Below are 25,614 nucleotides of genomic sequence, written 5' to 3' on the forward strand. Positions count from 1 at the left end.
CGATCTGATGCGGCCCCATAACGCAACCCGCCCCGCAATCCCAGCCGGGCAACCGGGCACCTGACCCGCCCGCCGGAGACGCCTTATGATCGGAATTGGAAACGGGCTTCGCGCCGCCATCCTTGCGCTGGCCGGCATGGCCCCGGCGGGCATGGCGCTGGCCCAGGACATGACCACGCCAGAGTTCTGGGACGACGTGGATCGCAACATCCGCGAACAGCAGGCCGAACAGATGCGCCTGAATCAGACGCTGGCCGATGAGGCCATGGCGCAGGCCGACGGGGGCGACGAGGGCGGTGACGAGGGGGGCTATGCGCCGAACTCCTTCGTCTCGTTTCCGCCGCAGGCCTGGGCGGATTGGGCCAACCACGCCCGCGAGACGCATCAGCAAGAGCTGGACGAGCGTTTCGGCAAGGATCCGGCCTATCAGGCCCTGCAGCGCGGGACGTGGACCTATCACGCCTCGGGGCCCCGGCAATCCTTCAAGACCTGCGCCGCGACTTTCTGGACCCGCAATGGCGGCGTTTCCTTCGTGCATCTGGGCGCAGATCAGGATTTCACCCTACTGGGTTTTTTCGGCGCCGCGATCCCATCGGTGCGCCAGCCGCGCGTGCTGCGGCTGCAGCTGATCCAGTCGGGCGAGGCGCAGACGGTGCAGGCGCTCAACGTCAACATGGGCTCGGTCAAATCCATGGGCATGGTGCTGTTCAACGTCCACACGCCCAAGACCCTGATCGATTCGATCGAGGATCGGCAGGATTTCGAGATCAGGTCGAACGGCAAGATGATCGCGCGCGGCGCATGGCACAGCGGGCTGAAGGCGCGCGACCAGATGGCGTCCTGCCTGCGTAGCCAAGGCTATCTGGCGCGGAAATAGCCGGTCCGTGCCGCGGTGATCACTGAACCGGCGGCTCGGTCTCGAATGTCGGCTGCGTGAAGCCCTGCGCGCCACTGGTGGTCATCACCGCGCCGTCGCATTGCCGCCGGCGCTGTTCAAAGCTGTGGCTGGTTTCGATGCCCGGCTGCGGCAGGTCGGGGCGCGGCCGGCCATGGTGATACCAGAGCGTGCCGTCATAGCGCGCCGCCTGCGGATCAAGACGCTCGATCCCCTTGGTCGACAGGCTGACCTCGCGCCGCTCGCCATCCGGCCCCACCGTCAGCGCCGACACCTGCTTGCGGTCGCGCTCCAACGCGGCCTCGAGTGCGGCGACACAGAAACGCGGCCTCGAGTGCGGCGACACAGAACGGGTGCGAAGGAAAGCTTTCGGTTTCGGGCGGAAGCGGCAGATAACCGCTGGCTGCGGTCAGTGCCGGCAGGCCCAAGGCTGCGCAGGCGATCGCGAATGGCTTGGCTTTGCCCATCCGGCCTCTCTGTTGCACAGGTGACCGGCCCGATTGTCAGCCGCCCGCGCCGTGCCGTCAACGCATACCGCAGCACCAAGACGGCCCCGGCGGATCTAGGATCGCGCCGAGGCCGTCAAAATCATTCCCACTCGATTGTGCCCGGCGGCTTCGAGGTGATGTCATAGGTCACGCGGTTGATGCCCTTGACCTCGTTGATGATCCGGGTTGCGGTCTCGCCCAGGAAGTCATGGCCGAACGGGTAGTAGTCCGCCGTCATGCCATCGACCGAAGTCACCGCCCGCAGCGCGCAGGCGTAGTCATAGGTCCGGCCGTCGCCCATCACGCCCACGGTGCGGACGGGAAGAATGGCGACGAAAGCCTGCCAGATCTCGTCGTAAAGCCCGTGCTTGCGGATCTGGTCGATGAAGACCGCATCGGCCTTGCGCAGGATGTCCAGCTTTTCACGGGTGATCTCGCCGGGGCAGCGGATGGCCAAGCCCGGACCGGGGAAGGGATGGCGGCCGATGAACTTCTCGGGCAGGCCGAGTTCGCGACCCAGCGCGCGCACCTCGTCCTTGAACAGTTCGCGCAGCGGCTCGACCAGTTTCAGGCCCATCTTCTCGGGCAGGCCGCCGACATTGTGGTGGCTTTTGATGGTGACCGAAGGACCGCCGCTGAACGAGACCGATTCGATCACGTCCGGATACAGCGTGCCCTGCGCCAGAAACTCGGCGCCGTCGATCTGGTTGGCGTATTTCTGGAACACGTCGATGAACAGCCGCCCGATGGTCTTGCGCTTGACCTCCGGGTCAGAAACGCCCTCCAGCGCGCCGATGAACAGATCGGCCTCATCCGCATGGATCAGCGGAATGTTGTAGGTGTCGCGGAACATGGTCACGACTTCTTCGGCCTCATTAAGCCGCAGCAGGCCGTGATCGACGAAAACGCAGGTCAGCTGGTCGCCGATGGCCTCATGGATCAGCACGGCTGCCACCGAGCTGTCGACGCCGCCCGACAGTCCGCAGATCACCTGCTTGTCGCCCACCTGTTCGCGGATCTTGCGGATCGCCTCGTCCTTGTAGCTGGCCATGGTCCAGTCGCCGGTAAAGCCGGCCAGCCGGACAAAGTTCTCCAGCATGGTGCGGCCATTGGGCGTGTGATGCACCTCGGGGTGGAACTGCACGGCATAGAAACCGCGCGATTCGTCGGCGATCATCGCATAGGGCGCATTGGGCGAGGTGCCGATGACCTCGAAGCCCGGCGCAAGCGCGGTCACGCGGTCGCCATGGCTCATCCAGACCTCTTCACGGCCGGTCTCGAACAGGCCGGCGAAGATGCCATCGCCCTTGTGCCCGTCGTCCGGCGCGATGAAGGCGCGGCCATATTCGGCATGGTGGCCGGATTCGACGCGGCCGCCCATCTGCTCCATCATCACCTGCTGGCCATAGCAGATGCCAAAGACCGGCACCTTCATGTCGAACAGGCTCTGCGGCGCCCGCGGCGAGCACGCCGTGGTCACCGAAGCCGGCCCCCCCGACAGGATCACGGCCTGCGGAGCAAAGCTTTTCAGAAAGGCGTCATCCACCGCGTTGAAGGGATGGATTTCGCAATAGACGTTCAATTCGCGCAGGCGACGCGCGATAAGCTGCGTGACCTGGGAGCCGAAGTCGATGATGAGAAGGCGCTGATGCTGGGTCATGGCAAGGCTTTAGGCCGCGGCACGCATCTTCGCAAGAGGGCGGGCGCCGGCACGCGTGGCATGGGGCGCATGGGTATTTAAGAAATGGTGAAATCCACGGTTGGACGCCCCAAGGCATTGCCGTTCGCACGACCCACCTGTATTCACCATTTCTTAAATACCCATGCGGCTCTGCGGGCAGGCGCTGTCAGCGCCAGAGATGCCCCAGCGTTTCCACCGGATCCGGCTCGGACCAGATTTCGGGGCCGAGCGCGATGAAATCGCTGATCGGCGCGAGCTGGCCGATGAGTGCCGGGGTCAGAGCGCCCTCGGCCACGACCGGCACCTCGATCATTTCCGACCACCATTGGAACAGGTCCATTTCGGCATGGGTGCCGTGTCCCAGCGCCGAGGCGCCGCAGGGGCCAAAGCTGACGTAATCGGCACCGGCTTCGGCGGCGTTCATGCCGTCATGGCGCGAGGCGCTGCAGAAGGCGCCGACGATGGCGTCCGTGCCCAGTTCCTTGCGCGCATAGCGCACGGTGCGGGCGCCATCGGTCAGGTGGACGCCGTCCAGCCCATGGCGCAGGGCCAGCTGGACGTGGTCCTCGATCACCACCGCCACGTCGCGGGCATGGGCGATCTCGCGCGCCAGATCGGCCAGGCGGCCAAGGTCGTCCTCGGAGCCGGCGCCGGGGATGCGCAGGCAGGCGACCGGAAAGCGGTCCATGACATCGGCCAGCAGCGGACCAACCGTCGAGGCAGCCGCTCCGACCGGGGTGATCAGGTAGAGTTGCGGCGAATTGGTTTCGTCTGTCATGGTGCTGTCATCCTTGGGGTCCGGCATCAGATAGCCTAGTGCCGCGCGCCTTGCCAGTGCCTCGCGCGAAGGATATGGCCGCGCCCATGGAACCCGCGATCATTCTCGTGCGCCCGCAGATGGGCGAGAACATCGGCGCCGCAGCACGCGCCATGCTGAATTTCGGCCTGACCGACATGCGGCTGGTGGCGCCGCGCGACGGCTGGCCGAACCCGCGCGCCATTGCCATGGCCTCGGGCGCGGCGGGGCAGGTTCTGGACCGGGCGCGGGTCTATCCGACGCTGGCCGAGGCCATGGCAGATGTGGACTATGCCTATGCCACGACCGCGCGTGGGCGCGAACTGACCAAGCCCGTGCTGACGCCTGCGACCGCGATGGCCGATGCGCGTGCGCGCCATGCCGCCGGCGGGCGCACCGCAATCATCTTCGGCCCCGAGCGCGCAGGCCTTGAAAACGACGACGTGGCCAGGGCCAGCGCCATCATCACCGTGCCGGTCAATCCCGATTTCCCCTCGCTGAACCTTGCGCAGGCGGTGCTGTTGAACGGTTATGAATGGGCGCGCGAGACGCTGCCGGCGCAACCCGCGCCGCAGGGGCGCCGCCCCGAGGGCGAGGCCCCGGCCACGCGGATCGAGATCGAGAAGCTGGCCGATCATTACGAAGAACGCCTCGACGCCGCCGGGTTCTTCTTTCCGCCCGAAAAGGCGCCGGCGATGAAGCTGACCCTGCGCAATCTCTGGTCGCGCATGGCGCTGACCCAGGCCGATACCCGGATCTTCCACGGCATGTTGCGGCAGCTGGTCCGCCGCGGCTGAGGCCTGATCCGGTCCATTGAAAAGGCCGCGTGTCCAAGGCAAGGTCGCGGCCAAAGGCAAGGAAGCTGACATGGCAAGACGTCCCGTCTTTCAGGAAGTCACCGACACCACACCGCGCACTACGCCGCCGCAGGGCGGCATGATCGACGCCGGACACCGGGGCGCGCGTGGTGCGATCCGGCTCTGGCTGATCCTGCTTTTCGTCATGGTTGCGGCGATGATCGCGCTGGGGGGCGCCACCCGCCTGACCGGCTCGGGCCTGTCGATCACCGAATGGAAGCCGGTGACCGGCGCGCTGCCGCCGATGGACACCGCCGCCTGGACGGCCGAGTTCGACAAATATCAGCAGATCCCGCAGTTCCGGCTGGAGAATCCGGACATGGATCTGGCGGGCTTCAAGCAGATCTATTGGTGGGAATGGTCGCATCGCCTGCTGGGCCGCATGGTCGGTCTGGTCTGGGCGCTGGGCTTTTTCGGCTTTCTCTTGGCGCGCCGGATCCCGACCGGCTGGGTGCCGCGCCTGCTGGCGCTGGGCGTGCTGGGGGGGGCGCAGGGCGCGATCGGCTGGTGGATGGTGCATTCGGGCCTCTCGGGCGAGATGGTGCGGGTGGCCTCGTATCGGCTGGCGGTGCATCTGGGGCTGGCCTTTGCCATTCTGGGGCTGATCGCGTGGTCGGTGCTGTCTCTGGGCCGCTCCGAGGCCGATCTGCTGCGCGCCCGCCGCGCTGGCGAGGCCAAGCTCTTTTCGATGACCACCGGGTTGATGCATCTGGCCTTTGTGCAGATCCTGATCGGTGCGCTGGTCGCGGGCATCGATGCGGGGCGGATGTATACCGGCTGGCCGACCATGGGCGGTGAATGGATCCCTGCCGGGCTGTGGGACGCCACGCTGGGCTGGCGCAATTTCTTTGAAAACCCGGCGCTGGTGCAGTTCACCCATCGCATGGTGGCCTATCTGCTGACCATCTTTGCCGTGGTGGTCTTCCTGCGCGCCCGCCGCTCGCCGCATCCGGTGACGCGCGGGGCCTATGTCGTGATGATCGCGGCGTTGGTGGTGCAGGTCTCGCTGGGCATCATGAATGTCATTCACGCCTCGCCGCTGCCTTTGGCGCTGGCGCATCAGCTGGGTGCCGTGGCACTGTTCACCCTGATCCTGCGGGCAAGGCACCACGCCCGCTATCCCTATGAAACCTCGGTCAGGGGGACCATCCGATGAGCGCTTTCGACGATCTTCTCGCGTTCCAGCGCCAGACCGAGGCGCTGTCCTCGGTGGCCGAGCGGCTGGGCTGGGACCAGGAAACCGTTATGCCGCGCGGCGCGACCGAGCAGCGCAGCGAAGAAATGGCCGCGATGGAATCGGTGCTGCACGAGCGGCGCACCGATCCGCGCATCGGCGAATGGCTGGATCAGGCCGAGCCCGAGGATACCGAGGACCAGCGCGTCCTTGACCTGATCGCCCGCGATTTTCGCCGCGCCTCGCGCATTCCGGCGCGGCTGGCAATGGAACTCGCGCGGCAGACCTCGCTGTCGCAAGGTCTCTGGGCCGAGGCCCGTGCCAATGACGCGCCGCAGGATTTCCTGCCGGTGCTGAACGACATCCTGATGCTGAAGCGCGAAGAGGCCTCGGCGCTGGCCGATGGCGGCGATCTCTATGACGCGCTTCTCGATGATTACGAACCCGGTGCGACCCAGGCCGAGATCGCCGCGCTCTTCGATGCCATGCGCCCGCGTCTGGTCGCGCTGCGCGAGGATGTGCTGGGCGCCGATCATCAGCCGCAGGCGCTGTCGGGGGATTTCCCGCAGGAAACCCAGCTGTGGCTGGCCCGCACCTGCGCCACGGCTTACGGCTATGACTGGACGCGCGGGCGCATGGACATTGCCGTGCACCCGTTCAGCTCGGGGCGCTGGCAGGACAGCCGCATCACCACCCGCGTGGTCGAGACCGATCCCTTCAACTGTATCTACTCCACCATCCATGAGGTCGGCCATTCCAGCTATGAGCTGGGCATCGACCCCGATTACGCCTTCACGCCTCTGGGTCGGGGCGTGTCGATGGGCGCGCATGAAAGCCAGAGCCGGATCTATGAAAATCAGATCGGCCGTGGCCGCGCCTTTACCGGCTGGCTCTATCAGCGCATGTCGGACGCTTTCGACGGGCTTTCGGTCCCCGATGCCGAGGCCTTCTACGGCACCGTGAACCGCGTTACCCCGGGCTTCATCCGCACCGAGGCCGATGAGGTGCAATACAACCTGCACATCATGCTGCGCTTTGACCTCGAACGCGACCTGATCGCCGGCCGGCTGGATGTCGAGGATCTGGTCGAGGCTTGGGACGCGCGTTTCCTCAAGGATTTCGGTGTGGCGGTGGACCGCCCGGCGAATGGCGTCTTACAGGACGTGCATTGGGCGGTGGGATTGTTCGGCTATTTCCCGACCTATGCGCTGGGCAATGTCTATGCCGGCTGTCTCAATCAGGCGCTGCGCAGCGCCGTGCCCGGTCTCGACCGTTTCTTGGCGGCGGGGGATGCCGCTCCGGCGGTCGAATGGCTGCGCGAGAACATGCAGCGCCACGGCGGTCTTTACCCGCCACGCGAGCTGATTGAACGCGCCATTGGCGGCGAGATCAGCGAAGCGCCGCTGCTCGACTATCTGGAAGACAAATTCACCGGCATTTATCGGCTGTAGCCGCCGGATTTGGGTATTTGGAAAATGGTGAAGGACCGCGCGCCGCGCTTCGTCCTTCACCATTTCTTAAATACCCATCCAGCGTTTCCACAGGCGCAGGCCGATGCCGTTCTGGCTGCGCAATGTCAGCCGCATGATCGGGACCGGCGGTGCCGCGCCCGGTTCCAGCCGGTAGCTGGCCAGCAGCGCGGCAAGGATCAGCGGGCCCTCGATCATGGCAAAGCCGGCGCCGGGGCAGGCGCGGGCGCCGGCCGAAAAGGGGATGAAGGCCTGGCGCATGCAGGTCTTGCCGTTTTCGCTGTCCCAGCGGCCGGGGTCGAACCCGTCGGGGTTGTCCCAGAGGCGCTGGTGGCGATGCAGGTGCCAAGGCGAGAGCACGAGTTGAGCGCCGCGCGGCGCCTTGCGGTCGCGCAGGGTTTCGGCATGGGCGCATTGGCGGACCGTCATCGCCACCGGTGGATAAAGGCGCAGCGCCTCGCGGAAGGTGGCGCGGGCCAGCGGCAGCGCCTTGATCACGGCGAAATCCGGGGCAAGATTGTCGCGGGCCTCGCGCGCCACGCGCTCTTGCCAGTCGGGATGCGCGGCCAGCAGGTAGAGGGCCCAGGCGAGTGCCGAGGCTCCGGTCTCATGCCCGGCGAGAAAGAAGGTCGCGACCTCGTCGATCATCTCGCGCTGGGAAAAGAGGGCGCCGGTCTGCGGGTCGGCGGTGGTCATGATCTTGGTGGCGAGATCAGGCGGGGCCTCGCCGCCGCGGATCTGTTGGCTACGCCGGTCGACCAGCGCCCGGATCAGGTCGCGGATGCGGCGGGCGCTGCTGCGGACGCGGCGATTGTGCAGCCGGGCCCAGCGGGGCAGCGCCAGCAGCCCGCCGAGGTTGACCATCGGCTGGGCGTCCTGATGTTCGCGGAAGGCCTCGAAGACCTGACCGGCGATCTGGTCCTCGATCGGGATCGAGAACAGGGTGCGAAAGATCACGTCGGCGGCGATATGGCTGGTCAGGGGCTCGATGTCATGTTCGCTGCCGTCGGCCAGCGCGGCAAGTCGGTTCACGCCCGATTGCGCCGCATCCCACATGGCGGGAAAGGCCTCGCGCAGGCGGCCGCCCTCGAAGGCGGGGTCGATGATGCGGCGCTGGTGCAGCCATGTCTCGCCGTTCGAGATGAAGCTGGAATTGCCCAGAAGCGGTTGCAGCCCGGCGGCCATGCGCGGGGATTTCGGGAAATCCATCGGCCGCTGCTTCAGGATCAGATCGACGAGCTTGGGGTCGTTGCAGGTAAAGCTGTGGATGAAGGGGCCGCGGAATTCGGCCATCCACGCGCTGTAGAGCCTTTCGGATTGTGCCGACAGGATATCGCTGCGGAAATCGCGGATGAAGCGCCAGACCGAGCTGCGGCCTTGGCGCGAGCGGGGCTTGGGCGGGATCATGTCGCGGTGAAGCCGTTGACGGCGCGGGCGATGCGGCCGGGGGAATGCTGCCGGCCCGCGAACCGCGCTGCCAAGGGCAGGGGGCCGGCGGTGATCGCGAAGTAATCGTAGTCGCCCGGGCGGTCGAAGGCACAAAGGTATTGGAAATGCAGCCGGAACCAGCGCCCGCGCAGGCTGCGGCGCTTTTCGGGCGACAGTGTGTGGTTGAAGGCTGCCGACAGCACCAGTGGCTGGCGGCGGTCGGAGGGCTCGACGCCCGAAACCGCCACCGGATCGCACAGGCCGAAAGAGCAGGCATCGCCGGGCGCGGTGACGTCGATCCAGTCAAGCTCGGGGCGGGCCGAAAGATAGCGCAGATCGGCGCGCAACCGGTTGGCACGCGGCAGGAACGCGGCCATTGGCACGACATGGCCCAGCGACAGATAGGCCAGCCGCGCCCCACCGGGCACTCGATCCGCGCGGATCAGATCGGCCAGCACCGAAACGCCCAAATAGGCGCCCGAACTATGTCCCACCACCAGAACCTCGTCCCAACCGTCGGCCAGCACCTGCGCGACGCGGTCCGAGAACTGCGCCAGCCGTGCTTCAAGCGCCGCCGGATAGGCGCCACCGCCCTGCGCGGTGAAGGCATAGTCATGCATCAGGTAATAGGCAAAGATGCGGCCGTCGATGCGGCGCCAAAGGTGCAGCGCGGCCCATGTCACGGCCAGAAACACCGGCAGCGCCAGCAGTGAGATGCCGCTGAGCCGGGCGGCGAGCCAACCCAGCCCCGCCGCGACCAGCATCGCCACCAGCGCTTGCGCCAGCAGCACAACCACAGGGTAAAGCGCCGCGATCACCGGCCCGCGCCGCAGCCGCATCAGCCGGAACAGCGCCCCCGAGCCGATATAGGCCCATGCGGTGCGCCCAAGCTGGCCATAGGTTGCCGCAATCGATTGGCCCATCGAGCCCGAGACGATATCGGCCCAGACCAGCACCTCGATCTCGGATTCGCTGCGCAGCCCGTTGATTTCGCTGTTGACACCCCAGCCAAAGCCGCTGCGGTCGCTTCGCGGGCCGAAATCCAGACGATAGCCCGAGATGCGCGCCTGCTCGGCCCCCTCGCGCTTGTAAAGCTCGCGGTAGCGGCGCGGCGGGATCGGATCGTAGCCGGGGATGTATAGGACGCGGCGGCGAAAGGTCATCTGAACTCGACGGTTTTTCAGATGCAGCATAAACCGCAGGTAGATTCAGGCAATCCCCCATCGCGCTTCCAGCTTTTCGATGGCGGCGATCCGCGCCTTGGTGTCGGGATGCGAGGCGAGCCATGCCGGCGCATTGCCGCGCCCGCCCGCCAGCGCGTCCAGTTTGCGAAACAGGCTTTTCTGCGGCCCGGTGCCAAGGCCCGCCTTGACCATCAGCGCGCTGGCAAACGCGTCAGCCTCGAATTCGTCCTGCCGCGACAGGCGCGCGGCGACGGCGCTGGCCACCAGATGCGCCAGCCAGCCGCCGATGAAAGGGATGAAGCGGCCCAGCACCCCGCCCAGCACCGCGCGGATCACGTTCTGGCCGGCGAAATCGACCATGCGGCGGCGCGTGTGCCCATGCGAGACATGGCCCAGCTCATGCGCGATGACCGAGGCCAGCTCTGCCTCGGTCACGGCGCCGGCGTCCAGCTTGTCGATAAAACCGCGCGTCAGGAAGATGCGGCCGTCGGGCGCGGCCAGCCCGTTGATCGGCGCGATCTCATAGACATGGGCGCGGATCGGCGGCAGGTCCATGGCACGGCCCAGCCGCTCCAGCATCGGTGTCAGGCGGGGGTGGGTCAGGGGCGTGGCATTGCTGTCAAGCTGCGCCTTGAGCCGCCAGAGTGAGAAATACCACATCGCGGCGGCATAAAGCAGGATCAGCAGGATCGGGGTCAGGCGCAGCATCAGATCAATATGGGGGCGGCGGGGCGATCAGCCAAGCAGGCGCATGGCCTGCGTCAGCCCCTCCAGCGTCAGGGGCTGCATGCGGCCTTCGAAAATCTGCCCGATCATCTGGATCGAGCGGGTATGGCCCCAGTCGCGTTGCGGCACCGGGTTCAGCCAGACCTGATCGGGCCATGCCTCGCGCAGACGCCTCAGCCAGGTCTCGCCCGATTCGGGGTTCCAGTGTTCGTTGGCACCACCGGGCACGGCGATCTCATAGGGCGACATCGAGGCATCGCCGACGAAGATCGCCTTGTAGTCACGGCCAAAGCGGTTCAGCACCTCCCATGTCGGCGTGGTCTCGGTCCAGCGCCGGCGGTTGTCCTTCCACACGGCCTCGTAGATGCAGTTGTGGAAATAGAAATGCTCCAGATGCTTGAACTCGGCGCGGGCGGCTGAAAACAGCTCGTCCACCAGACGCGAATGGTCGTCCATGCTGCCGCCGGCATCCAGAAACAGCAGCACCTTGACCGCATTGCGCCGCTCGGGGCGGGTCTGCACGTCGATATAGCCGTGCTCGGCGCTGGCGCGGATGGTGCCGGGCAGGTCCAGTTCGTCGGCAGCACCGTGGCGCGCCCATTGCCGCAGCCGCTTCAGCGCCACCTTGATATTGCGGGTGCCAAGTTCGACGGAATCGTCGAAATCGCGGAATTCGCGCTTGTCCCAGACCTTGGTGGCGCGGCGGTGCCGGCTTTCGTGCTGGCCGATGCGCACGCCTTCGGGATTGTAGCCGTAGGCGCCAAAGGGCGAGGTGCCGGCGGTGCCGATCCATTTGTTGCCGCCCTGATGGCGGCCCTGCTGTTCGGCCAGCCGGTCGCGCAGGCGGCGCATCAATTCCTCGAAACTGCCGGCGCCTTCGACAGCGGCGCGCTCCTCGGGGGTCAGCAGCTTTTCGGCCAGCTTCTCCAGCCAGTCGCGCGGGATCGAGACCTCATCGACCAGCGCCTCGACCGGAATGTCGTCAAGCCCGGCAAAGGCCTCGGCAAAGGCGCGGTCGAATCGGTCGATATGGGTTTCGTTCTTGACCAGCGTGGTGCGGGCGAGGTGATAGAACCCCTCGGGCGACCAGTCCGACAGGCCGGCCTGCATCCCCGCCAGCAGGTCCAGATATTCCCGCAGGCTGACAGGCACCCCATGCCTGCGCAGACTGTCGAGAAAGGGCCTGAACATCAGCCCATCCGGGCCAGAATGATGGTGATGAACACGCCCAAAGCGGCAAAGGCAAGGGCATGGGCTGCGGCATATTGCAGCCGGTCGGCCCGTGACCCGCCCAGCCGTGCCGCGCGCATCCAGCCGATCACTGCCCCAAGAAGAATGGCGACGAGAACGATCATGCCCCCGCATAGCCCGACTGTCGCGGCCTGTCGAGAACCGTCGCGTCGCAGGCTTTGGGCGGGGCTTGGCCCCTTGAACCGCCGCAGGGCGCAGGTTACGTTCGTTTCAACTTGTTATCGGAGGGCGTGCACATGGCGCCCAGGCGTCCTGCGGGTGCGGACGCGTTCCCGAGAGAAACGGTCGAGCCTTTCGTCACCCGCCCGGCCGAGGACGGGCCGCTTTATGCGGCCTTGGATCTTGGCACCAACAGCTGCCGGATGCTGATTGCCCGACCCTCGGGCAGTCAGTTTCAGGTGGTGGACAGTTTCTCCAAGCCGGTCCAGCTGGGACACGGGTTGGAGGCATCAGGCAAGCTGTCGCGTCCTTCGATGGCGCGGACGGTTCATGCCTTGCAGGTGTGCCGGCGCAAGCTTGAGGTGCACAAGGTCTCGCGTATGCGCCTTGTCGCGACCGAGGCCTGCCGGCGCGCGCGCAACAGCCGCGATTTCCTGCGCATGATCCGGCGCGAGACCGGCCTGCCGGTCGAGATCATCGACGCCGAGGAAGAGGCGCGGCTGGCGGTGATTTCCTGTGCGCCGCTGGTCAGCCAGCGCACCGAGCAGTTGCTGGTGGTCGATATCGGCGGCGGCTCGACGGAACTGGTCTGGATCGACCTGGAAGATGTCGAGCCGGCGGAACGGCCGCGCGCGATCATGCGTCTGGCAGATGGTTTCGGCAATCCGCGCCCGGGCGGCGCGCGGGTGGTGGACTGGATCTCGGTGCCGCTGGGGGTGGCGACGCTGCGCGACCAGTTCGAGGATGTCGAGGACGATCAGGGCCGCTTTGCCCTGATGTCCTGGCATTTCGAGGAAATGCTGGCCGATTTCAGCCCCTATTCGCTGAGCCGCACCATCGACGACACGTTTCAGGTCATCGGCACCTCGGGGACGGTGACGACGGTGGCGGCCAGCCATCTGGGCCTGCGCCGCTATGACCGGACCAAGGTGGACGGGCTAAGCATGACCTCGGGGCAGATCGACCGGGTGATCCGCGATTACCTGTCGCTGGGCCCGGACGGGCGGCGCGCCGATCCGCGCATCGGGCGCGAACGCCATGCCCTGATCATGTCGGGCGCGGCGATCCTGCAGACGCTGATGCGGGTCTGGCCGACGACGCGGCTGTCGGTTGCGGATCGCGGTCTGCGCGAGGGGCTGCTATATGCCCAGATGGTCAAGGATGGGGTGCTCGCCCCGGATGGTTTGAACGGGGTGGCATGATGGGAAAAAGTCCGGGAGAGAAGAAAAGCTCTGGCCGTGGCCAGCGCGATCTGCGCGTGCGGGTGAAATCGGCCAAGGGGCGCAAGCTCTCCAGCACGCTGTGGCTGGAGCGGCAACTGAACGATCCCTATGTCGCCCGCGCCAAGCGCGAGGGCTATCGCGGTCGCGCGGCTTTCAAGATCCTTGAACTGGACGACAAGTATCGCTTCCTCGTACCCGGCGCCCGGGTGGTCGATCTGGGCTGCGCGCCCGGCGGCTGGTGTCAGGTCGCGGTCGAGCGGGTGAACGCCCTGGGCGAGAAATCCGGCAAGCGGATCGGCCGCGTGCTGGGGGTGGACCTGCAAGAGGTCGATCCGATCGCCGGGGCCGAGATCCATCAGCTGGACTTTCTGTCCGAGGGCGCCGATGCCAAGGTCAAGGACTGGCTGGGCGGAAATGCGGATGTGGTGATGTCGGACATGGCGGCGGCCTCGTCCGGGCACAAGGGCACCGACCACCTGCGCATCGTGGCGCTGGTCGAGGCGGCGCTGCAATTCGCCTTTGACGTGCTGGAACCGGGCGGCACCTTCGTCGCCAAGGTGCTGGCGGGCGGGGCCGAAAACGACATGCAGGCGATGCTCAAGCGCAATTTCCGCAAGGTGGCCAATGTCAAACCGCCGGCAAGCCGCTCGGATTCGTCGGAAAAATTCGTCGTGGCCCAAGGCTTTCGCGGCCGTGATGGCGCGGGCGACGGCGAGGATCAGGACGATGCCGATGCCGGGGACGGCCCCGACACCGATCCGCTGGACTAAGCCGCGCCGCCCGCCGGGGCGGGCGATTTGCGGTCTGAACGGCGGGCGGGCAGGGACCGGCCAATCCTTGGGCAAAGCCTTTGCCAAGGTCCGGCATTGCGGTTACAAGCGATAAAAATTCAATGCAGAGGCTAGTGCGGCATGTCCGACGAGATCGAGATCGACACCGATGACCTGGAACGGCGAATGAAGGGCGCGATGGAATCGCTGCGCACCGAATTCGCCTCGTTGCGCACCGGTCGCGCTTCGGCCAGCATGGTCGAGCCGATCATGGTCGACGCCTATGGCTCGCCGACCCCGATCAACCAGATCGGCACCGTGAACGTGCCCGAACCGCGCATGGTCACGATCAACGTCTGGGACAAGGCGCTGGTCGGCAAGGCCGAGAAGGCGATCCGCGATTCGGGACTGGGGATCAACCCGCAGCTGAACGGCACCATCATCATGCTGCCGATCCCCGAGCTGAACGAAGAGCGCCGCCGCGATCTGACCCGCGTTGCCGCGCAATATGCCGAACATGCCCGCGTCGCCATCCGCAACGTGCGCCGCGACGGCATGGACCAGATCAAGAAGGCCAAGGGCTCGGGCATGTCCGAGGATGACCAGAAATTCTGGGAATCCAGCGTGCAGGAACTGACCGACAAGATGATCGCCGCCGTCGATCAGGCGCTGGAAGGCAAGCAAGCCGAAATCATGCAGGTCTGACCCAGATGGCCGATCCCGCAGCGCGCCTGCCCAAGGCCAACGGCTCTGGCCAGAGGCCACGTCATGTCGCCATCATCATGGATGGCAATGGCCGCTGGGCGGTCAACAAGGGCTGGCCGCGGCTGGTCGGGCACCGGCGTGGCGCCGAGCGGGTCAAGCAGATCGTGCGAGCCTGCCCCGACATGGGCGTGAACTGGCTGACGCTTTACGCCTTTTCGACCGAGAACTGGAAGCGCACCGCCGAGGAAGTGCTCGGGCTGATGGGCATTTTCGCCCGCTATATCGAGCGCGAGGCCGATGGCATGTCCGCCGAGGGCGTGCGCATGCGCTTTATCGGCGCGCGCGAGCGGCTGGACCATCGCCTGCAACGGCTGATGGCCGGGATCGAGGCGCGCACCGCCGGCAATAGCCGGCTGAACCTGACGGTCGCGATCAACTATGGCGGCCGCGACGAGATCGCCCGCGCCTCGCGCCGTCTGGCCGAGCGCGTCGCCCGTGGCGAGATCGTGAACCCGACCGAAGCCGATTTCGCCAGTTGTCTGGATACCGCCGGCCAGCCCGACCCGGATCTGGTGATCCGCACCTCGGGCGAGACGCGGGTGTCGAATTTCCTGCCGTTTCAGGCCGCTTATGCGGAATATGAATTCACCCCGACGCTTTGGCCGGATTTCACGCCCGAGCATCTGGCGCAGATCCTTGACCGCTTTGGCATGCGCGACCGGCGCTTCGGGGGCGCATGACTGGCGTTTCCCGCCAGCGGTTGCGCGACAGGCTGAAGCCGGGCAAATGGTCCGATCTGCGCAGGCGGTTCGGATGGGGCGCGCTGCTGCTGGTGCTGGGGATCATCCTGCTGTTGTCCACGGGGTTGTGGATGCGGGGCGGGGTCTCGGTCATCATCGGGCTGATGATGTGGGAGCTGGCGCGGCTGACCGGCTGGCGCCATCCCGAATTCCATAGCCCGCGCCATCCGGCGCTGATCGGCCTTTTGGGCGGGTTGGTCCTGTTCACCACGCTGGTGCTGCCGGGGGACTGGCCGCTGGTGCTGGTGGCGGTGCCGATCCTTGCCGGGCTGCCGGGCACGCATGCCCATGAGCGGCCGGCCTTTGTCCTGTTCACCATCGCCATCATCTGTGCCGGCTATGCGCTGGTCGCGATGCGCGAGGCGATGGGCCTGCCGACGGTGTTCTGGATCGTCGCCACCGTGGTGCAATCGGATGTGTTGGGCTATTTCGTCGGCCGCAAGATCGGCGGGCGCAAGTTCTGGCCCTCGATCAGCCCCAAAAAGACATGGAGCGGCACGCTGGCCGGCTGGGTCGGGGCGCTGGCGCTGGCGCTTGGGCTGGTCGTGACGGGCGAGGCGGGTTGGCCCGCGCTGATCGTCGGGCCGTTGCTGGCGGTGGCCGGGCAGTTCGGTGACATCGCGGAAAGCTGGCTCAAGCGCCGGGTGGGGGTCAAGGACAGCTCGCAGCTGATCCCGGGTCATGGCGGGGTGCTGGACCGTTTTGATGCCATGGCCGGGGCGCTGCTGCTTGCGCTTGTGCTGATGCTGGCCCATCTGTTGCCGGTAATCGGAGGCTAAGGGGAATCATGCGCAGCGTTTCGGTGCTGGGGGCCACGGGGTCCATCGGCGAAAGCGCATTCGATCTGCTGATGCGGGCGGGTGGGCCAGAGGCCTTTCGTACCGTCGCGCTGACCGGTGCCGCCAATATCACCCGACTGGCCGAAATGGCGCGCGCGCTGCGCGCCGAGATCGCCGTGACTGCGCTGCCCGAAAAGCTGGGCGCGCTGCGCGAGGCGCTGGCCGGTTCCGGCATCGAGGCCGCCGCCGGCCCAGAGGCCGTGGCCGAAGCGGGCGCGCGTCCCGCCGATTGGGTGCTCTCGGCCATCGTCGGCGCCGCCGGGCTGCCGCCGGGATTGGAAGTGCTGCGCCGGGGTGGCACGCTGGCGCTGGCCAACAAGGAATCGCTGGTCGCCGCCGGCCGGCTGGTCATGGATCAAGCGGCGCAGAACGGCGCCCGCATCCTGCCGGTCGATTCCGAACATTCGGCGGTTTTTCAGGCACTTCAGGGTGAAAACCTCGACAGCGTCGCCGCCGTCACCATCACCGCCTCGGGCGGTGCCTTCCGCGACTGGCCGCTGGAGCGGCTTGCGCGCGCCAGCGTGGCCGAGGCCAGCGCGCATCCGAACTGGGCCATGGGCCAGCGCATCACCATCGACAGCGCCAGCATGTTCAACAAGGCGTTGGAAGTCATTGAGGCGCACGAATTTTTCGGTCTGTCTTGCGACCGGATCAAGGTTCTGGTGCATCCGCAGTCGATCATTCATGCCATGGTCAGCCATCATGACGGCGGCAGCATCGCCCATCTGGGTGCGCCCGACATGCGCCATGCCATCGGCTATGCGCTGCATTGGCCGCAGCGCCGTGCCCTGCCGGTGGCGCCGCTGGATCTGGCCAGCCTTGGCAGTCTGACCTTCCGCGCGCCGGACGAGACGCGCTGGCCGGCGCTGCGGCTGGCGCGCGAGGTGATCCTGGCCGGCGGGGCGGCGGGTGCGGTGCTGAACGCGGCCAAGGAACAGGCGCTGGACGATTTCATCGCCGGGCGCTGCGGCTTCATGGACATGGCCCCGGCGGTCGAGCGCGTGCTGGCCGCCTGCGCAGGTCAACCGGGCTTTGCCACCAGCCCCGGCGATCTGGCGACGGTGCTGGAATGGGACGGGATGGCGCGGCGGCTGGCGGCGGTGCGGCAGGCGGGCGCGGCATGATCGGGCAGATTGCAAACCTTGGCTGGACCATCGGCGCCTTTGTTCTGGCGCTGTCGATCATCGTCACCGTGCATGAATATGGCCATTACATCATCGGCCGGCTGTCGGGGATCAAGGCCGAGGTGTTCTCGCTGGGCTTCGGTCCGCGCCTGATCTCGCGCCGTGACCGGCATGGAACGCTGTGGCAGGTCGCGGCGATCCCGCTGGGCGGCTATGTCCGCTTTCTGGGCGATGCCAATGCCGCCAGTGCCGGCTCGGTCCCGGTCGATCCGGCGCGCGCGCGCCAAAGCCTGACCGGAGCGCCGCTTTGGGCGCGGTTCGCGACCGTGGCGGCGGGGCCGATCTTTAACTTCATCCTGTCGATTCTGGTCTTTGCCGGCATGGCGATCTGGCAGGGCATGCCCACCGCCGAGCCGCAGGTGGGCCGCCTGCATCCGACCCCGCCGGGCGTCGTGAGCGGGCTGCAACCGGGCGACGGCATTCTGGCGGTGCAGGGTCAGCCGGTCGCCGATTGGCCGGCATTGGCCCGCGTCGCGGCGGACCTGCCGCCGGCGCCGGCCTATGACTGGACCGTGCGGCGCGCGGGCGCGCAGATCACCGTTCCGGGCCCTTCGCCGATGCCGGCGCTGATCACCGGCGTTGCGCCGCGCAGCGCCGCCGCTGCGGCGGGGCTGAAGGCGGGCGATGTGGTGCTGGCGGTCGATGGCGACGCGGTGGCGCGGTTCGACGATTTGCGCGATCTGGTGACCCGCGCCGATGGCAAGCCCGTTCTGCTGCGCGTCTGGCGCGAGGGGCAGGGCGAGGCCGATTATACGCTGGTCCCGCGCCAGCAGGATCTGCCGACCGCCACCGGCTACGAGAAACGCTGGATGATCGGCGTCACCGGCGGCGGCACCTATTTCGACCCCGCCACCCGTCCGACCGGCCCGGTCGAGGCGCTGGGGCTGGGTGTTGGCCGCACATGGGACATCATCGCCTCGTCGGTTTCGGGGCTTTGGGCGATGGCCAGCGGCCAGATCGGCAGTTGCAATCTGGGCGGCGCGATCAGCATCGCCGAAAGCACCGGGCAGGCGGCGGCAGCGGGCGGCAGCGATTTCATCTGGTGGATCGCCGTGCTGTCGGCGGCAATCGGTTTTCTGAACCTTTTGCCGGTGCCGGTGCTGGATGGCGGCCATCTGATGTTTTACGTCTATGAGGCGGTGGCCGGGCGGCGTCCCTCGGACCGGGTGCTGGAAGTGCTGTCGGCGCTGGGCATGGCGCTGGTGCTGGCGCTGATGATCTTTGGTCTCACCAACGATCTTTTCTGCCGCTGAGCGGGCGTTGCCTTTTGACAGTCTGGCCCGCTTCGCTGTATCCCCTTTGCATAAATATGGCGGGATGAACCCGCCCCATCGGAACGATGCGAGGGCAGCGATGACGGACAGGAAACTCGGCAAGGGCGCGCTGGCGCTGATTTCGGCGCTGACGGTGGCCGCCCCACTTGCCGCCATCCCGGGCGCCGCTGCGGCCTATGTGTTCAGCAATGTCAGCATTCAGGGCAACCAACGCATCGAGCCGGCGACGATCCTGTCCTATCTGGATCTGCCGCGCGGCCAGAACGTCTCGGCGGGCGATCTGAACGCGGCGCTGCAGCGGCTGCAGGGCTCGGGCCTGTTCGAAACCGTGCAGTTGGTGCCCTCGGGCGGCACGCTGACCGTGAAGGTCGCGGAATATCCGACGATCAACACCATCGCCTTCGAAGGCAACAAGAAGCTCAAGGACGAGAACCTCGCCGAGATCGTCAAGTCCAAGTCGCGCCGGGTCTATTCGCCGGCGCAGGCCGAGGCCGATGCCGCCGAGATCAGCAAGGTCTATGCCTCGCAGGGCCGGCTGGCGGCGCGGGTCGATCCCAAGATCATCAAGCGCGACGGCAACCGGGTCGATCTGGTCTTTGAAGTCCGCGAGGGCGATCTGACCGAGATCGAACGCATCGGTTTCGTCGGCAACCGCGCCTTTTCCGACCAGAAGCTGCGCAACGTCCTGCAAACCAAACAGGCCGGCATCCTGCGCACCTTCATCAAGCGCGACACTTTCTCGCCCGATCGGCTGCCGGTCGATGAAAAGCTGCTGACCGATTTCTACCGCTCGCGCGGCTATGCCGATTTCAAGGTTCAGGCGGTCGCGCCCGAAGTCGCGCGCGAACGTGACGCCTTCTACATCACCTTCAAGATCCAGGAAGGGCCGCGCTACAGCTTTGGCAAGGTCAATACGATCAGCGAAGTGCCCGGCGTTGATGCCGCCGAGTTCCAGGCCCAGAACCGCGTCAAGCAGGGCGAGATCTACAACCCCACCACCATCGACACCACCATCCGCCGGATGGAGGCCTTGGCGCTGCGCAAGGGGCTGAACTTTGTCAATGTCGAGCCGCGCATCACCCGCAATGAGCGCAACCAGACGCTGGACCTGACATTCGCCCTGACGCGCGGCCAGCGCGTCTTTGTCGAGCGCATCGACATCGAGGGCAACACGACCACGCTGGACGAGGTGATCCGCCGCCAGTTCGCTACGGTCGAAGGCGACCCCTTCAACCCGCGCGAGATCCGCAACTCGGCCGAACGGCTGCGGGCGCTGGGCTATTTCTCGGACGTGCAGGCCGAAACCCGGCAGGGCACCAACCCCGATCAGGTCATTGTCGACGTGAACGTCGAGGAGCAGCCGACCGGCAGCCTGAGCTTTGGCGCCAGCTACGGCGTTTCGGCCGGCGTCGGCTTCAACCTGTCGCTGTCGGAAAAGAACTTCCTTGGCCGTGGCCAGCAGGTGAACCTGTCCTTCGCGACCGGCTCGGGCTCGAAATCCTCGGGGCTGACCTTTGTCGAGCCCTATTTCCTGGGCCGCGATCTGAAGGCGCGGGTGCAGCTGTGGTATAACACCACCGACCGGCTGAACGCCGATTACAACACCCGCTCGGTCGGTTTCCAGACCGGGATGGAGTTCCCGATCTCGGAAAGCTCGCGGCTGGAGCTGCGCTACAAGCTCAGCAAGGATACGCTGTCTGACGTGGAAAAGATCCATGTCGATCCCGAAAGCGGCGAACGCGTCGGCTCGTCGCCGATCCTTTATCTGGAACAGGGCGGCTATTTCACCTCGGCGCTGGGTTACACCTACAGCTATGACAGCCGCACCGCCGGCCTGGACCCGCTCAACAGCTATCGCCTGCGTTTTTCGCAGGATTTCGCCGGGGTGGGCGGCGATGTGAAATCGGTGACGACCAGCATCTATGCCGGTGCCGAAAGCAATGCCTGGCGCGAGAACGTCACCTTCCTGGCCGAATTCGAGGCCGGCGCCGTGCATATGCTGAGCGACCAGAACAGCCGCTTCCTCGACCGCTATTCGGGCAATGGCAAGATCCGTGGCTTTGAGCCGAACGGCTATGGCCCGCGCGATCTGAACGCCCCGAACGAGGACGCTCTGGGCGGCAACTATTTCTGGGCACTGCGCACCGAGGTGCAATTCCCGCTGGGCCTGCCCGAAGAATATGGCATCAAGGGCGGCCTGTTCGCCGATGCCGGTTCGGTCTGGGGGCTGAACAATGTGAACGGCGCCACCGACGAAAGCGGCAACGGGCGCTCCAACATCGTCGATGACGGCATGCATGTGCGCGCGGCGGTCGGGGCCTCGCTGTTCTGGACCACGCCGATCGGGCCGCTGCGCTTCAACTTTGCCAAGGCGCTCGCCAAGGAAGACTATGACAAAGAGCAGGCCTTCGACCTGACGATCTCGACCAAGTTCTGATGCGGGTGCGGGCGGCCATCGCGATCCTGCTGGCGGCGGCTTTGCCGCTGGCCGCGCAGGAGGCCGGTCCCGACGCGATCGAGGCGCCGGGTCTGGGCCCGGCGCGCGGCATCGGCAAAGCCGCGGCCGGTGGCGCGCTGCTGGTCGATACGCCGCAGGACCAGAGCGCGGCGCCGATCCTGACCATCGACCCGCAGCTTTTGTTCCTGCATTCCGCTTGGGGCCAGCGCGTCAACACCAGCGTCAATGCCGAGGGTGAGCGGATCGAGGCCGAGAATGAGCGGCTGGCGGCCCAGTTCTCGCGCGAAGAACAAGAGCTGACCGATCTGCGCCGCAGCCTGCCTGCCGACGAATTCCGCCGCCGGGCCGATGATTTCGACAAGCGTGTGGTCGAGATCCGGCGCGAGCGCGACGGCTTGTTGCGCACTCTCGATGCCCGCGTCGAGTCCGAGCGCAGCGCCTTTTTCCGCGCGGCCCTGCCGATTCTGGCCCAGCTGATGAAAGAGCGCGGCGCGCAGGTGGTTCTGGACCAGAATGCGATCTTTGTTGCGGCGCAGGCGGTGGATGTCACCGATGATCTGGTCGCGCGGCTGGACCGCGAGATCGGCGCCGGCCCGGCGACGCCACCCGGCCCCGATGCCGGGGATGCGGCGCCGGGGGATGCGCCCGGCCCCGATGCCGGCTCGGACACCAGTCCCACGACCGCCCCGGTCCCGCCCGAAAAGCCCACGCCCCCCGCGCAGTAACGGGCCGCGCCGGTCAGCGGTCCAGCGCGGTCAGCCGTTCGGTCAGCAGCGCCAGAAACCCCTCGCGGTCGATATGGCGCAGGAACATGGCGTTCGGTGCCCGCCCCGAGACGCGCCACCAGTCGGCCACGGTCATGCCGGTGGTGAACTCGCCCTGCGTCTCGATTTCCACGTTGATATGGCGGCCTTGGAACAGGTCGGGGCGCAGCAGCCATGCGATGGTGCAGGGGTCGTGCAGCGGCGCGCCCTCGCTGCCGTATTTCTCGCGGTCGTAGCGTTCGAAGAAGTCCGTCCAGCCGGCAACGGCGCGGCCGACCGGGCCCGAGGCGCGCATGGTCTCGATCCAGTCGCGGTTGGTCAGCGCGTCATGGGTTACGTCCAGCGGCACCACGGTCAGGGGCGCGCCGCTGGCAAAGACGATCTTGGCGGCTTCGGGATCGACAAAGATGTTGAATTCGGCCGCCGGGGTGATGTTGCCGACCTCGAAATAGGCGCCGCCCATCAGCACGATTTCCTGCACCCGCGCGATGATGTCGGGGGCGCGCTGAAAGGCAGTGGCGATATTGGTCAGCGGCCCGATCGGCACCAGCGTGACGCTGCCCGCCGGTTCCTCGCGCAGGATGCGGATCAGGGCATCGACGGCATGGCCATCGGCCAAGGGGGCCGCCGGCTCGAAAAGGTCGATCCCGTCTAGGCCGGTCTTGCCATGGACATGTTCGGCGGTGACCAGCGGGCGCGCCAGCGGCGCGTCGCAGCCGGCATAGACCGGAATATCGCCGCGCCCGGCGATCTCGAGCACGATGCGGGCATTGCGCCGGGTCTGGTCCAGCGGCACGTTGCCGGCAACCGTGGTCAGGGCCAGAACCTCAAGCTCGGGTGATCCCAAGGCGAACAGGATGGCCACCGCGTCGTCCTGACCGGGATCGGTGTCGATGATGATCTTGCGTGCCATGGTTTTCCCCCGTTCGTGCTGGTCCAGATTGATCGGCGCGCCCGGCGCCATGCAAGCCGCTTCCCGCGCGGGACTACGGCGCCGGTTGCAGATGCGTCACGCCCTCGGCGGCGGCGCGGGCCAGCGCCGGGTCCAGCGACATGCGGATATATTCGCCCCGGCGCCACAGTTCGGACAGGTCGTCATAATGGCGCGACAGCGGATGGCCCGATTGCCCGGTCGAGGTGATGAACACCGAACTGTCGGGATCGGCCAGATCATAGACGCCGCGATAGGCCGCGCCGGTGGTGTTCAGCCAGGGGTTCGGGCCATAGCCAAGGCTGCCCGCCAGCGCCACCGTCGAGCCCGAGCCCGAGGTCGATTGCAGGAGGTTCACCAGATAGGAAATGCCGCTGAGCTCGCCCAAGGCGGGATGGACATGGCGGGCGCGGTGCATGTCGCCCCAGCGCCAGCTGGCCAGATCCGGGCCAAAGCGGCTGGTCAGATCCAGCAGCGCCGCATCCAGCGCCTGCCGGGCGATCTGGGTGCAGGTCTCGACCGGGGTGGACTGGCGCACGTCGCACCAGACCCCGGCGCCATCGGTGTTGCGGAACACCTTTTCGATGAAGCGGGGGTAAAGCTCGGTCAGATCGTCGGCCAAGGGGCCCAGCTCGTCCTGCACAATCCGGTTTTGCAGGGCGCGCATCCATACGGAATAGATCAGCGGCTCGGGCAGATGCTCGCTCATGGCGCCGTCCCAATTCGCCAGAAGCGTCAGCGCATCCTGACGCTGGCGCTCGGGCGTGCCCTGCGCGGCGGGCTCACCCGTGAACCACAGATCGGCGCCGACAAGCGGCAGCAGGGTGCGGGCGACCGGGCTGACGATGTCGTTCTGCGCGGCGATGAAACTGTCGCGGGAATGGATCTCGCGCGCGCCGATCAGGTGCTGCAGCCGCGCCTGACGGAAGCTGTCGCCCCGATCATAGCCCAAGAGCGGCTCATTGGGTTGCACCGCGCCGGTGGTGGCGACGATCCCCGATTTCGGCGCCAGATCGACCAGCGCCGATGAGGCCGGGGCCATGCCCTGCCAGCGGTCGGCGGGGTTCCAGCCCGGCGAGGGCAGGCGGCCCTGGGTCTGCGCCACCGGCAGGCGCACCGGCACGGCGCCGGCCAGCACCTGACCCACGCCCTTGTCATCGGCCAGTGTGACGCTGAGCGCAGGGGCGACCATCTTGCCCAGCACCCGCGCCGCCGCCGTGCGGTCCTGCGCGTGCATCAGCCCGACCAGCGCTGACATCGAGCTGTCCTCGCCCTGACCGCCGGTCCAAGCCAGCGTCGCGACATGGCCGGCGGGCAGGATGCTGTCGATGCCCAGATGGCCGCCGGGCAGGACCGGGCCGTTTTCGGTTTCGCGCAGGGTCAGCGTCAGATCGTCGCCCCCCTTGACGCGCAGCGTCTCGCGCCGGGTGCCAAAGGCGGTCCAGCCCTCGGCGCCGCGATAGCGGCTGGAATCGCCGGGCTGCACCTCTTCGATGAACAGATCCTGATCGTCGATCTGGGCCGGGGTGATGCCCCATGCCAGATGCGTGTTGCGACCCGACAGAATGGCGGGAATGCCCGGAATCGTGCCGCCGATCACCCCGCCCGAGCCCAGCTCCAGCCGCGCCAGATACCACAGGCCCGGTGCGGTCAGGGCAAATTGCGGGTCATTGGCCAGAAGCGCGCCACCGGCGGCCGTGCGCTCGGGCGCCGCCGCCCAGCCATTGGCCGAGGCGCCAAGCGCGGGCGCCAGATAACCGGCCAGCCCAAGGCTCCAGCCGGGGCGCGCGGCGCGCCGCTCGGAGCCGGCAAAGCGGCCGCCGGGAAACAGCGAGGCATAGCTGGGCAGCGGCGGCTCGCCCGGTTCGGCCATGATGTCCTGTCCCCGCTGCGGGGCGGCCAGCGACAGGCGGGCGCGCAGCACCTCGCGTCGGATCTGCACGGTCGAACTGGCCGCCAGCAGCTTGAGGATGGCCAGCGAATCCGCCGGCTCCCAATAGGCGATGTCATCGGGGAACAGAAAGAATTCGGGCGCGCCGCGGCCGCGCGCGTCCAGATTGACCTGCCGGATCCAGGCGTTGACGCCTTGGGCATAGGCCTCAAGCGCGGCGCGGGTCTCGGGGTCCTGGGCATCGACCGAGGCGCGGGCATTGCGGTAAAGCTGCAGCCGCCGCGCCAGCTCATCCGAGGCCAGCACGGCGGGGCCATAGATCTCGGCCAGCCGGCCCTGTGCCGCGCGGCGCAGCACGGTCATCTGGAACAGCCGGTCCTGCGCATGTGCCAGCCCAAGGGCAAAGAACACATCCGCATCGGATTTGCCAAAGATATGCGGCACGTCATCGGTCGAGCGCACGATCTCGACCGGGGCCGAGATGCCGGGCACCTCATAGGTGGCATTGTAATCGGGCAGCGAGCGGACGACGAAATACCAGGCCAGCAGCAAAAGCGCGATCCCGACCCCGATCAGACCGACCGTCAGGCGCACCAGCCAGCGGAAAACTGTGACCATGCCTGTGCCTGCCCGGTTTGCGGCGCAGGTGTTGACCCCCGCGCCGGGT

23 protein-coding genes are annotated in these 25,614 nt (G+C 66.9%); 13 read left to right on the forward strand and 10 right to left on the reverse strand.

Annotation, left to right across the window (positions count from 1 at the left end; all coding sequences use genetic code 11):
* Positions 1-85 precede the first annotated feature (85 nt).
* A complete protein-coding gene (locus tag GL279_RS13730) occupies positions 86-877 on the forward strand; it encodes a hypothetical protein (RefSeq protein ID WP_155065214.1) in 792 nt (263 codons plus the stop codon).
* 19 nt (positions 878-896) lie between these two features.
* On the opposite strand, the gene GL279_RS13735 is transcribed toward GL279_RS13730, so the two are convergent.
* The 3 genes from GL279_RS13735 to GL279_RS13745 form a co-directional block, all read right to left on the reverse strand.
* A complete protein-coding gene (locus GL279_RS13735; protein ID WP_155065215.1) occupies positions 897-1,190 on the reverse strand; it encodes a hypothetical protein in 294 nt (97 codons plus the stop codon).
* A 293-nt stretch (positions 1,191-1,483) separates the two neighbouring features.
* The gene (gene guaA / locus GL279_RS13740) at positions 1,484-3,043 is read right to left on the reverse strand and encodes a glutamine-hydrolyzing GMP synthase (RefSeq protein ID WP_155065216.1); all 1,560 of its coding nucleotides are present in this window, start codon (positions 3,041-3,043) and stop codon (positions 1,484-1,486) included.
* A gap of 187 nt (positions 3,044-3,230) precedes the next feature.
* Positions 3,231-3,842, reverse strand: a complete 612-nt coding sequence (locus tag GL279_RS13745) for a thiamine phosphate synthase (protein ID WP_155065217.1) — start codon at positions 3,840-3,842, stop codon at positions 3,231-3,233.
* Positions 3,843-3,916: 74 nt separating this feature from the next.
* Here GL279_RS13745 and GL279_RS13750 point away from each other — a divergent pair, with 74 nt between their 5' ends.
* From GL279_RS13750 to GL279_RS13760, 3 genes are all read left to right on the forward strand, one after another.
* Positions 3,917-4,657: an RNA methyltransferase gene (locus GL279_RS13750; RefSeq protein ID WP_155065218.1), complete on the forward strand. Its 741-nt coding sequence runs from the start codon at positions 3,917-3,919 to the stop codon at positions 4,655-4,657.
* Between the two features lie 70 nt (positions 4,658-4,727).
* Positions 4,728-5,873 (forward strand): heme A synthase, encoded by a 1,146-nt coding sequence (ctaA, locus tag GL279_RS13755; RefSeq protein WP_155065219.1) that lies wholly within the window; start codon positions 4,728-4,730, stop codon positions 5,871-5,873.
* Complete coding sequence (locus GL279_RS13760) at positions 5,870-7,342, forward strand: carboxypeptidase M32 (RefSeq protein WP_155065220.1); 1,473 nt, start codon at positions 5,870-5,872, stop codon at positions 7,340-7,342. Before ctaA ends, GL279_RS13760 begins: the two co-directional genes overlap by 4 nt.
* A gap of 66 nt (positions 7,343-7,408) precedes the next feature.
* On the opposite strand, the gene GL279_RS13765 is transcribed toward GL279_RS13760, so the two are convergent.
* From GL279_RS13765 to GL279_RS19160, 5 genes are read right to left on the reverse strand one after another with little or no spacing between them, the layout of a single operon-like run.
* The gene (locus GL279_RS13765; protein ID WP_155065221.1) at positions 7,409-8,767 is read right to left on the reverse strand and encodes a cytochrome P450; all 1,359 of its coding nucleotides are present in this window, start codon (positions 8,765-8,767) and stop codon (positions 7,409-7,411) included.
* The gene (locus GL279_RS13770) at positions 8,764-9,951 is read right to left on the reverse strand and encodes a hypothetical protein (RefSeq protein WP_170293980.1); all 1,188 of its coding nucleotides are present in this window, start codon (positions 9,949-9,951) and stop codon (positions 8,764-8,766) included. Before GL279_RS13770 ends, GL279_RS13765 begins: the two co-directional genes overlap by 4 nt.
* A 45-nt stretch (positions 9,952-9,996) precedes the next feature.
* A complete protein-coding gene (locus GL279_RS13775; protein ID WP_155065223.1) occupies positions 9,997-10,680 on the reverse strand; it encodes a M48 family metallopeptidase in 684 nt (227 codons plus the stop codon).
* A gap of 27 nt (positions 10,681-10,707) precedes the next feature.
* Positions 10,708-11,889 (reverse strand): vWA domain-containing protein, encoded by a 1,182-nt coding sequence (locus GL279_RS13780; protein ID WP_155065224.1) that lies wholly within the window; start codon positions 11,887-11,889, stop codon positions 10,708-10,710.
* A complete protein-coding gene (locus tag GL279_RS19160) occupies positions 11,889-12,053 on the reverse strand; it encodes a hypothetical protein (RefSeq protein WP_170293981.1) in 165 nt (54 codons plus the stop codon). The genes GL279_RS13780 and GL279_RS19160 overlap by 1 nt, the downstream gene beginning before the upstream one ends.
* Before the next feature lie 132 nt (positions 12,054-12,185).
* Between GL279_RS19160 and GL279_RS13785 the strand changes: the two genes are divergently transcribed.
* The 9 genes from GL279_RS13785 to GL279_RS13825 all read left to right on the forward strand — a co-directional run bounded on the left by GL279_RS13785 (position 12,186) and on the right by GL279_RS13825 (position 22,086).
* On the forward strand, positions 12,186-13,310 hold the full coding sequence (locus GL279_RS13785) for a Ppx/GppA phosphatase family protein (RefSeq protein ID WP_155065225.1): 1,125 nt from the start codon (positions 12,186-12,188) through the stop codon (positions 13,308-13,310).
* Positions 13,310-14,101 (forward strand): RlmE family RNA methyltransferase, encoded by a 792-nt coding sequence (locus GL279_RS13790; protein ID WP_246175321.1) that lies wholly within the window; start codon positions 13,310-13,312, stop codon positions 14,099-14,101. The genes GL279_RS13785 and GL279_RS13790 overlap by 1 nt, the downstream gene beginning before the upstream one ends.
* Positions 14,102-14,242: 141 nt before the next feature.
* Complete coding sequence (gene frr, locus GL279_RS13795) at positions 14,243-14,806, forward strand: ribosome recycling factor (protein ID WP_155065226.1); 564 nt, start codon at positions 14,243-14,245, stop codon at positions 14,804-14,806.
* 5 nt (positions 14,807-14,811) lie between these two features.
* Positions 14,812-15,546 (forward strand): polyprenyl diphosphate synthase, encoded by a 735-nt coding sequence (gene uppS / locus GL279_RS13800; RefSeq protein ID WP_155065227.1) that lies wholly within the window; start codon positions 14,812-14,814, stop codon positions 15,544-15,546.
* A complete protein-coding gene (locus tag GL279_RS13805; protein WP_155065228.1) occupies positions 15,543-16,385 on the forward strand; it encodes a phosphatidate cytidylyltransferase in 843 nt (280 codons plus the stop codon). Before uppS ends, GL279_RS13805 begins: the two co-directional genes overlap by 4 nt.
* Before the next feature lie 8 nt (positions 16,386-16,393).
* Positions 16,394-17,569, forward strand: coding sequence for a 1-deoxy-D-xylulose-5-phosphate reductoisomerase (gene dxr / locus GL279_RS13810; RefSeq protein ID WP_155065229.1), 1,176 nt, complete (start codon positions 16,394-16,396; stop codon positions 17,567-17,569).
* A complete protein-coding gene (rseP, locus tag GL279_RS13815; protein WP_155065230.1) occupies positions 17,566-18,882 on the forward strand; it encodes an RIP metalloprotease RseP in 1,317 nt (438 codons plus the stop codon). The genes dxr and rseP overlap by 4 nt, the downstream gene beginning before the upstream one ends.
* A gap of 100 nt (positions 18,883-18,982) precedes the next feature.
* A complete protein-coding gene (gene bamA, locus GL279_RS13820; protein WP_155065231.1) occupies positions 18,983-21,340 on the forward strand; it encodes an outer membrane protein assembly factor BamA in 2,358 nt (785 codons plus the stop codon).
* Positions 21,340-22,086 (forward strand): OmpH/Skp family outer membrane protein, encoded by a 747-nt coding sequence (locus tag GL279_RS13825; RefSeq protein ID WP_155065232.1) that lies wholly within the window; start codon positions 21,340-21,342, stop codon positions 22,084-22,086. Before bamA ends, GL279_RS13825 begins: the two co-directional genes overlap by 1 nt.
* A 13-nt stretch (positions 22,087-22,099) precedes the next feature.
* Here GL279_RS13825 and GL279_RS13830 read toward each other — a convergent pair whose 3' ends face one another.
* Positions 22,100-23,038 (reverse strand): nucleoside hydrolase, encoded by a 939-nt coding sequence (locus tag GL279_RS13830; protein ID WP_155065233.1) that lies wholly within the window; start codon positions 23,036-23,038, stop codon positions 22,100-22,102.
* A 73-nt stretch (positions 23,039-23,111) separates the two neighbouring features.
* Positions 23,112-25,565 carry a penicillin acylase family protein gene (locus tag GL279_RS13835; RefSeq protein WP_155065234.1) on the reverse strand — a complete coding sequence of 818 codons (2,454 nt, stop codon included), beginning with the start codon at positions 25,563-25,565 and terminating at the stop codon, positions 23,112-23,114.
* Between the last annotated feature and the right edge of the window lie 49 nt (positions 25,566-25,614).

Origin of the sequence: Paracoccus limosus, assembly GCF_009711185.1 — a bacterium.
Taxonomy (GTDB): Bacteria; Pseudomonadota; Alphaproteobacteria; order Rhodobacterales; family Rhodobacteraceae; genus Paracoccus; species Paracoccus limosus.

Excerpts from the sequence above, each read along its gene's own strand:
- ctaA (WP_155065219.1), top strand. The coding sequence starts at position 4,728 with ATGGCAAGACGTCCCGTCTTTCAGGAAGTCACCGACACCACACCGCGC.
- GL279_RS13805 (WP_155065228.1), top strand. The coding sequence starts at position 15,543 with ATGACTGGCGTTTCCCGCCAGCGGTTGCGCGACAGGCTGAAGCCGGGC.
- bamA (WP_155065231.1), top strand. The coding sequence starts at position 18,983 with ATGACGGACAGGAAACTCGGCAAGGGCGCGCTGGCGCTGATTTCGGCG.
- dxr (WP_155065229.1), top strand. The coding sequence starts at position 16,394 with ATGCGCAGCGTTTCGGTGCTGGGGGCCACGGGGTCCATCGGCGAAAGC.
- GL279_RS13745 (WP_155065217.1), bottom strand. The coding sequence starts at position 3,842 with ATGACAGACGAAACCAATTCGCCGCAACTCTACCTGATCACCCCGGTC.
- guaA (WP_155065216.1), bottom strand. The coding sequence starts at position 3,043 with ATGACCCAGCATCAGCGCCTTCTCATCATCGACTTCGGCTCCCAGGTC.
- GL279_RS13775 (WP_155065223.1), bottom strand. The coding sequence starts at position 10,680 with ATGCTGCGCCTGACCCCGATCCTGCTGATCCTGCTTTATGCCGCCGCG.
- GL279_RS13760 (WP_155065220.1), top strand. The coding sequence starts at position 5,870 with ATGAGCGCTTTCGACGATCTTCTCGCGTTCCAGCGCCAGACCGAGGCG.
- GL279_RS13765 (WP_155065221.1), bottom strand. The coding sequence starts at position 8,767 with ATGATCCCGCCCAAGCCCCGCTCGCGCCAAGGCCGCAGCTCGGTCTGG.
- rseP (WP_155065230.1), top strand. The coding sequence starts at position 17,566 with ATGATCGGGCAGATTGCAAACCTTGGCTGGACCATCGGCGCCTTTGTT.
- GL279_RS13830 (WP_155065233.1), bottom strand. The coding sequence starts at position 23,038 with ATGGCACGCAAGATCATCATCGACACCGATCCCGGTCAGGACGACGCG.
- GL279_RS13730 (WP_155065214.1), top strand. The coding sequence starts at position 86 with ATGATCGGAATTGGAAACGGGCTTCGCGCCGCCATCCTTGCGCTGGCC.
- GL279_RS13770 (WP_170293980.1), bottom strand. The coding sequence starts at position 9,951 with ATGACCTTTCGCCGCCGCGTCCTATACATCCCCGGCTACGATCCGATC.
- GL279_RS19160 (WP_170293981.1), bottom strand. The coding sequence starts at position 12,053 with ATGATCGTTCTCGTCGCCATTCTTCTTGGGGCAGTGATCGGCTGGATG.
- uppS (WP_155065227.1), top strand. The coding sequence starts at position 14,812 with ATGGCCGATCCCGCAGCGCGCCTGCCCAAGGCCAACGGCTCTGGCCAG.
- GL279_RS13835 (WP_155065234.1), bottom strand. The coding sequence starts at position 25,565 with ATGGTCACAGTTTTCCGCTGGCTGGTGCGCCTGACGGTCGGTCTGATC.
- GL279_RS13780 (WP_155065224.1), bottom strand. The coding sequence starts at position 11,889 with ATGTTCAGGCCCTTTCTCGACAGTCTGCGCAGGCATGGGGTGCCTGTC.
- GL279_RS13750 (WP_155065218.1), top strand. The coding sequence starts at position 3,917 with ATGGCCGCGCCCATGGAACCCGCGATCATTCTCGTGCGCCCGCAGATG.
- frr (WP_155065226.1), top strand. The coding sequence starts at position 14,243 with ATGTCCGACGAGATCGAGATCGACACCGATGACCTGGAACGGCGAATG.
- GL279_RS13790 (WP_246175321.1), top strand. The coding sequence starts at position 13,310 with ATGGGAAAAAGTCCGGGAGAGAAGAAAAGCTCTGGCCGTGGCCAGCGC.
- GL279_RS13825 (WP_155065232.1), top strand. The coding sequence starts at position 21,340 with ATGCGGGTGCGGGCGGCCATCGCGATCCTGCTGGCGGCGGCTTTGCCG.
- GL279_RS13785 (WP_155065225.1), top strand. The coding sequence starts at position 12,186 with ATGGCGCCCAGGCGTCCTGCGGGTGCGGACGCGTTCCCGAGAGAAACG.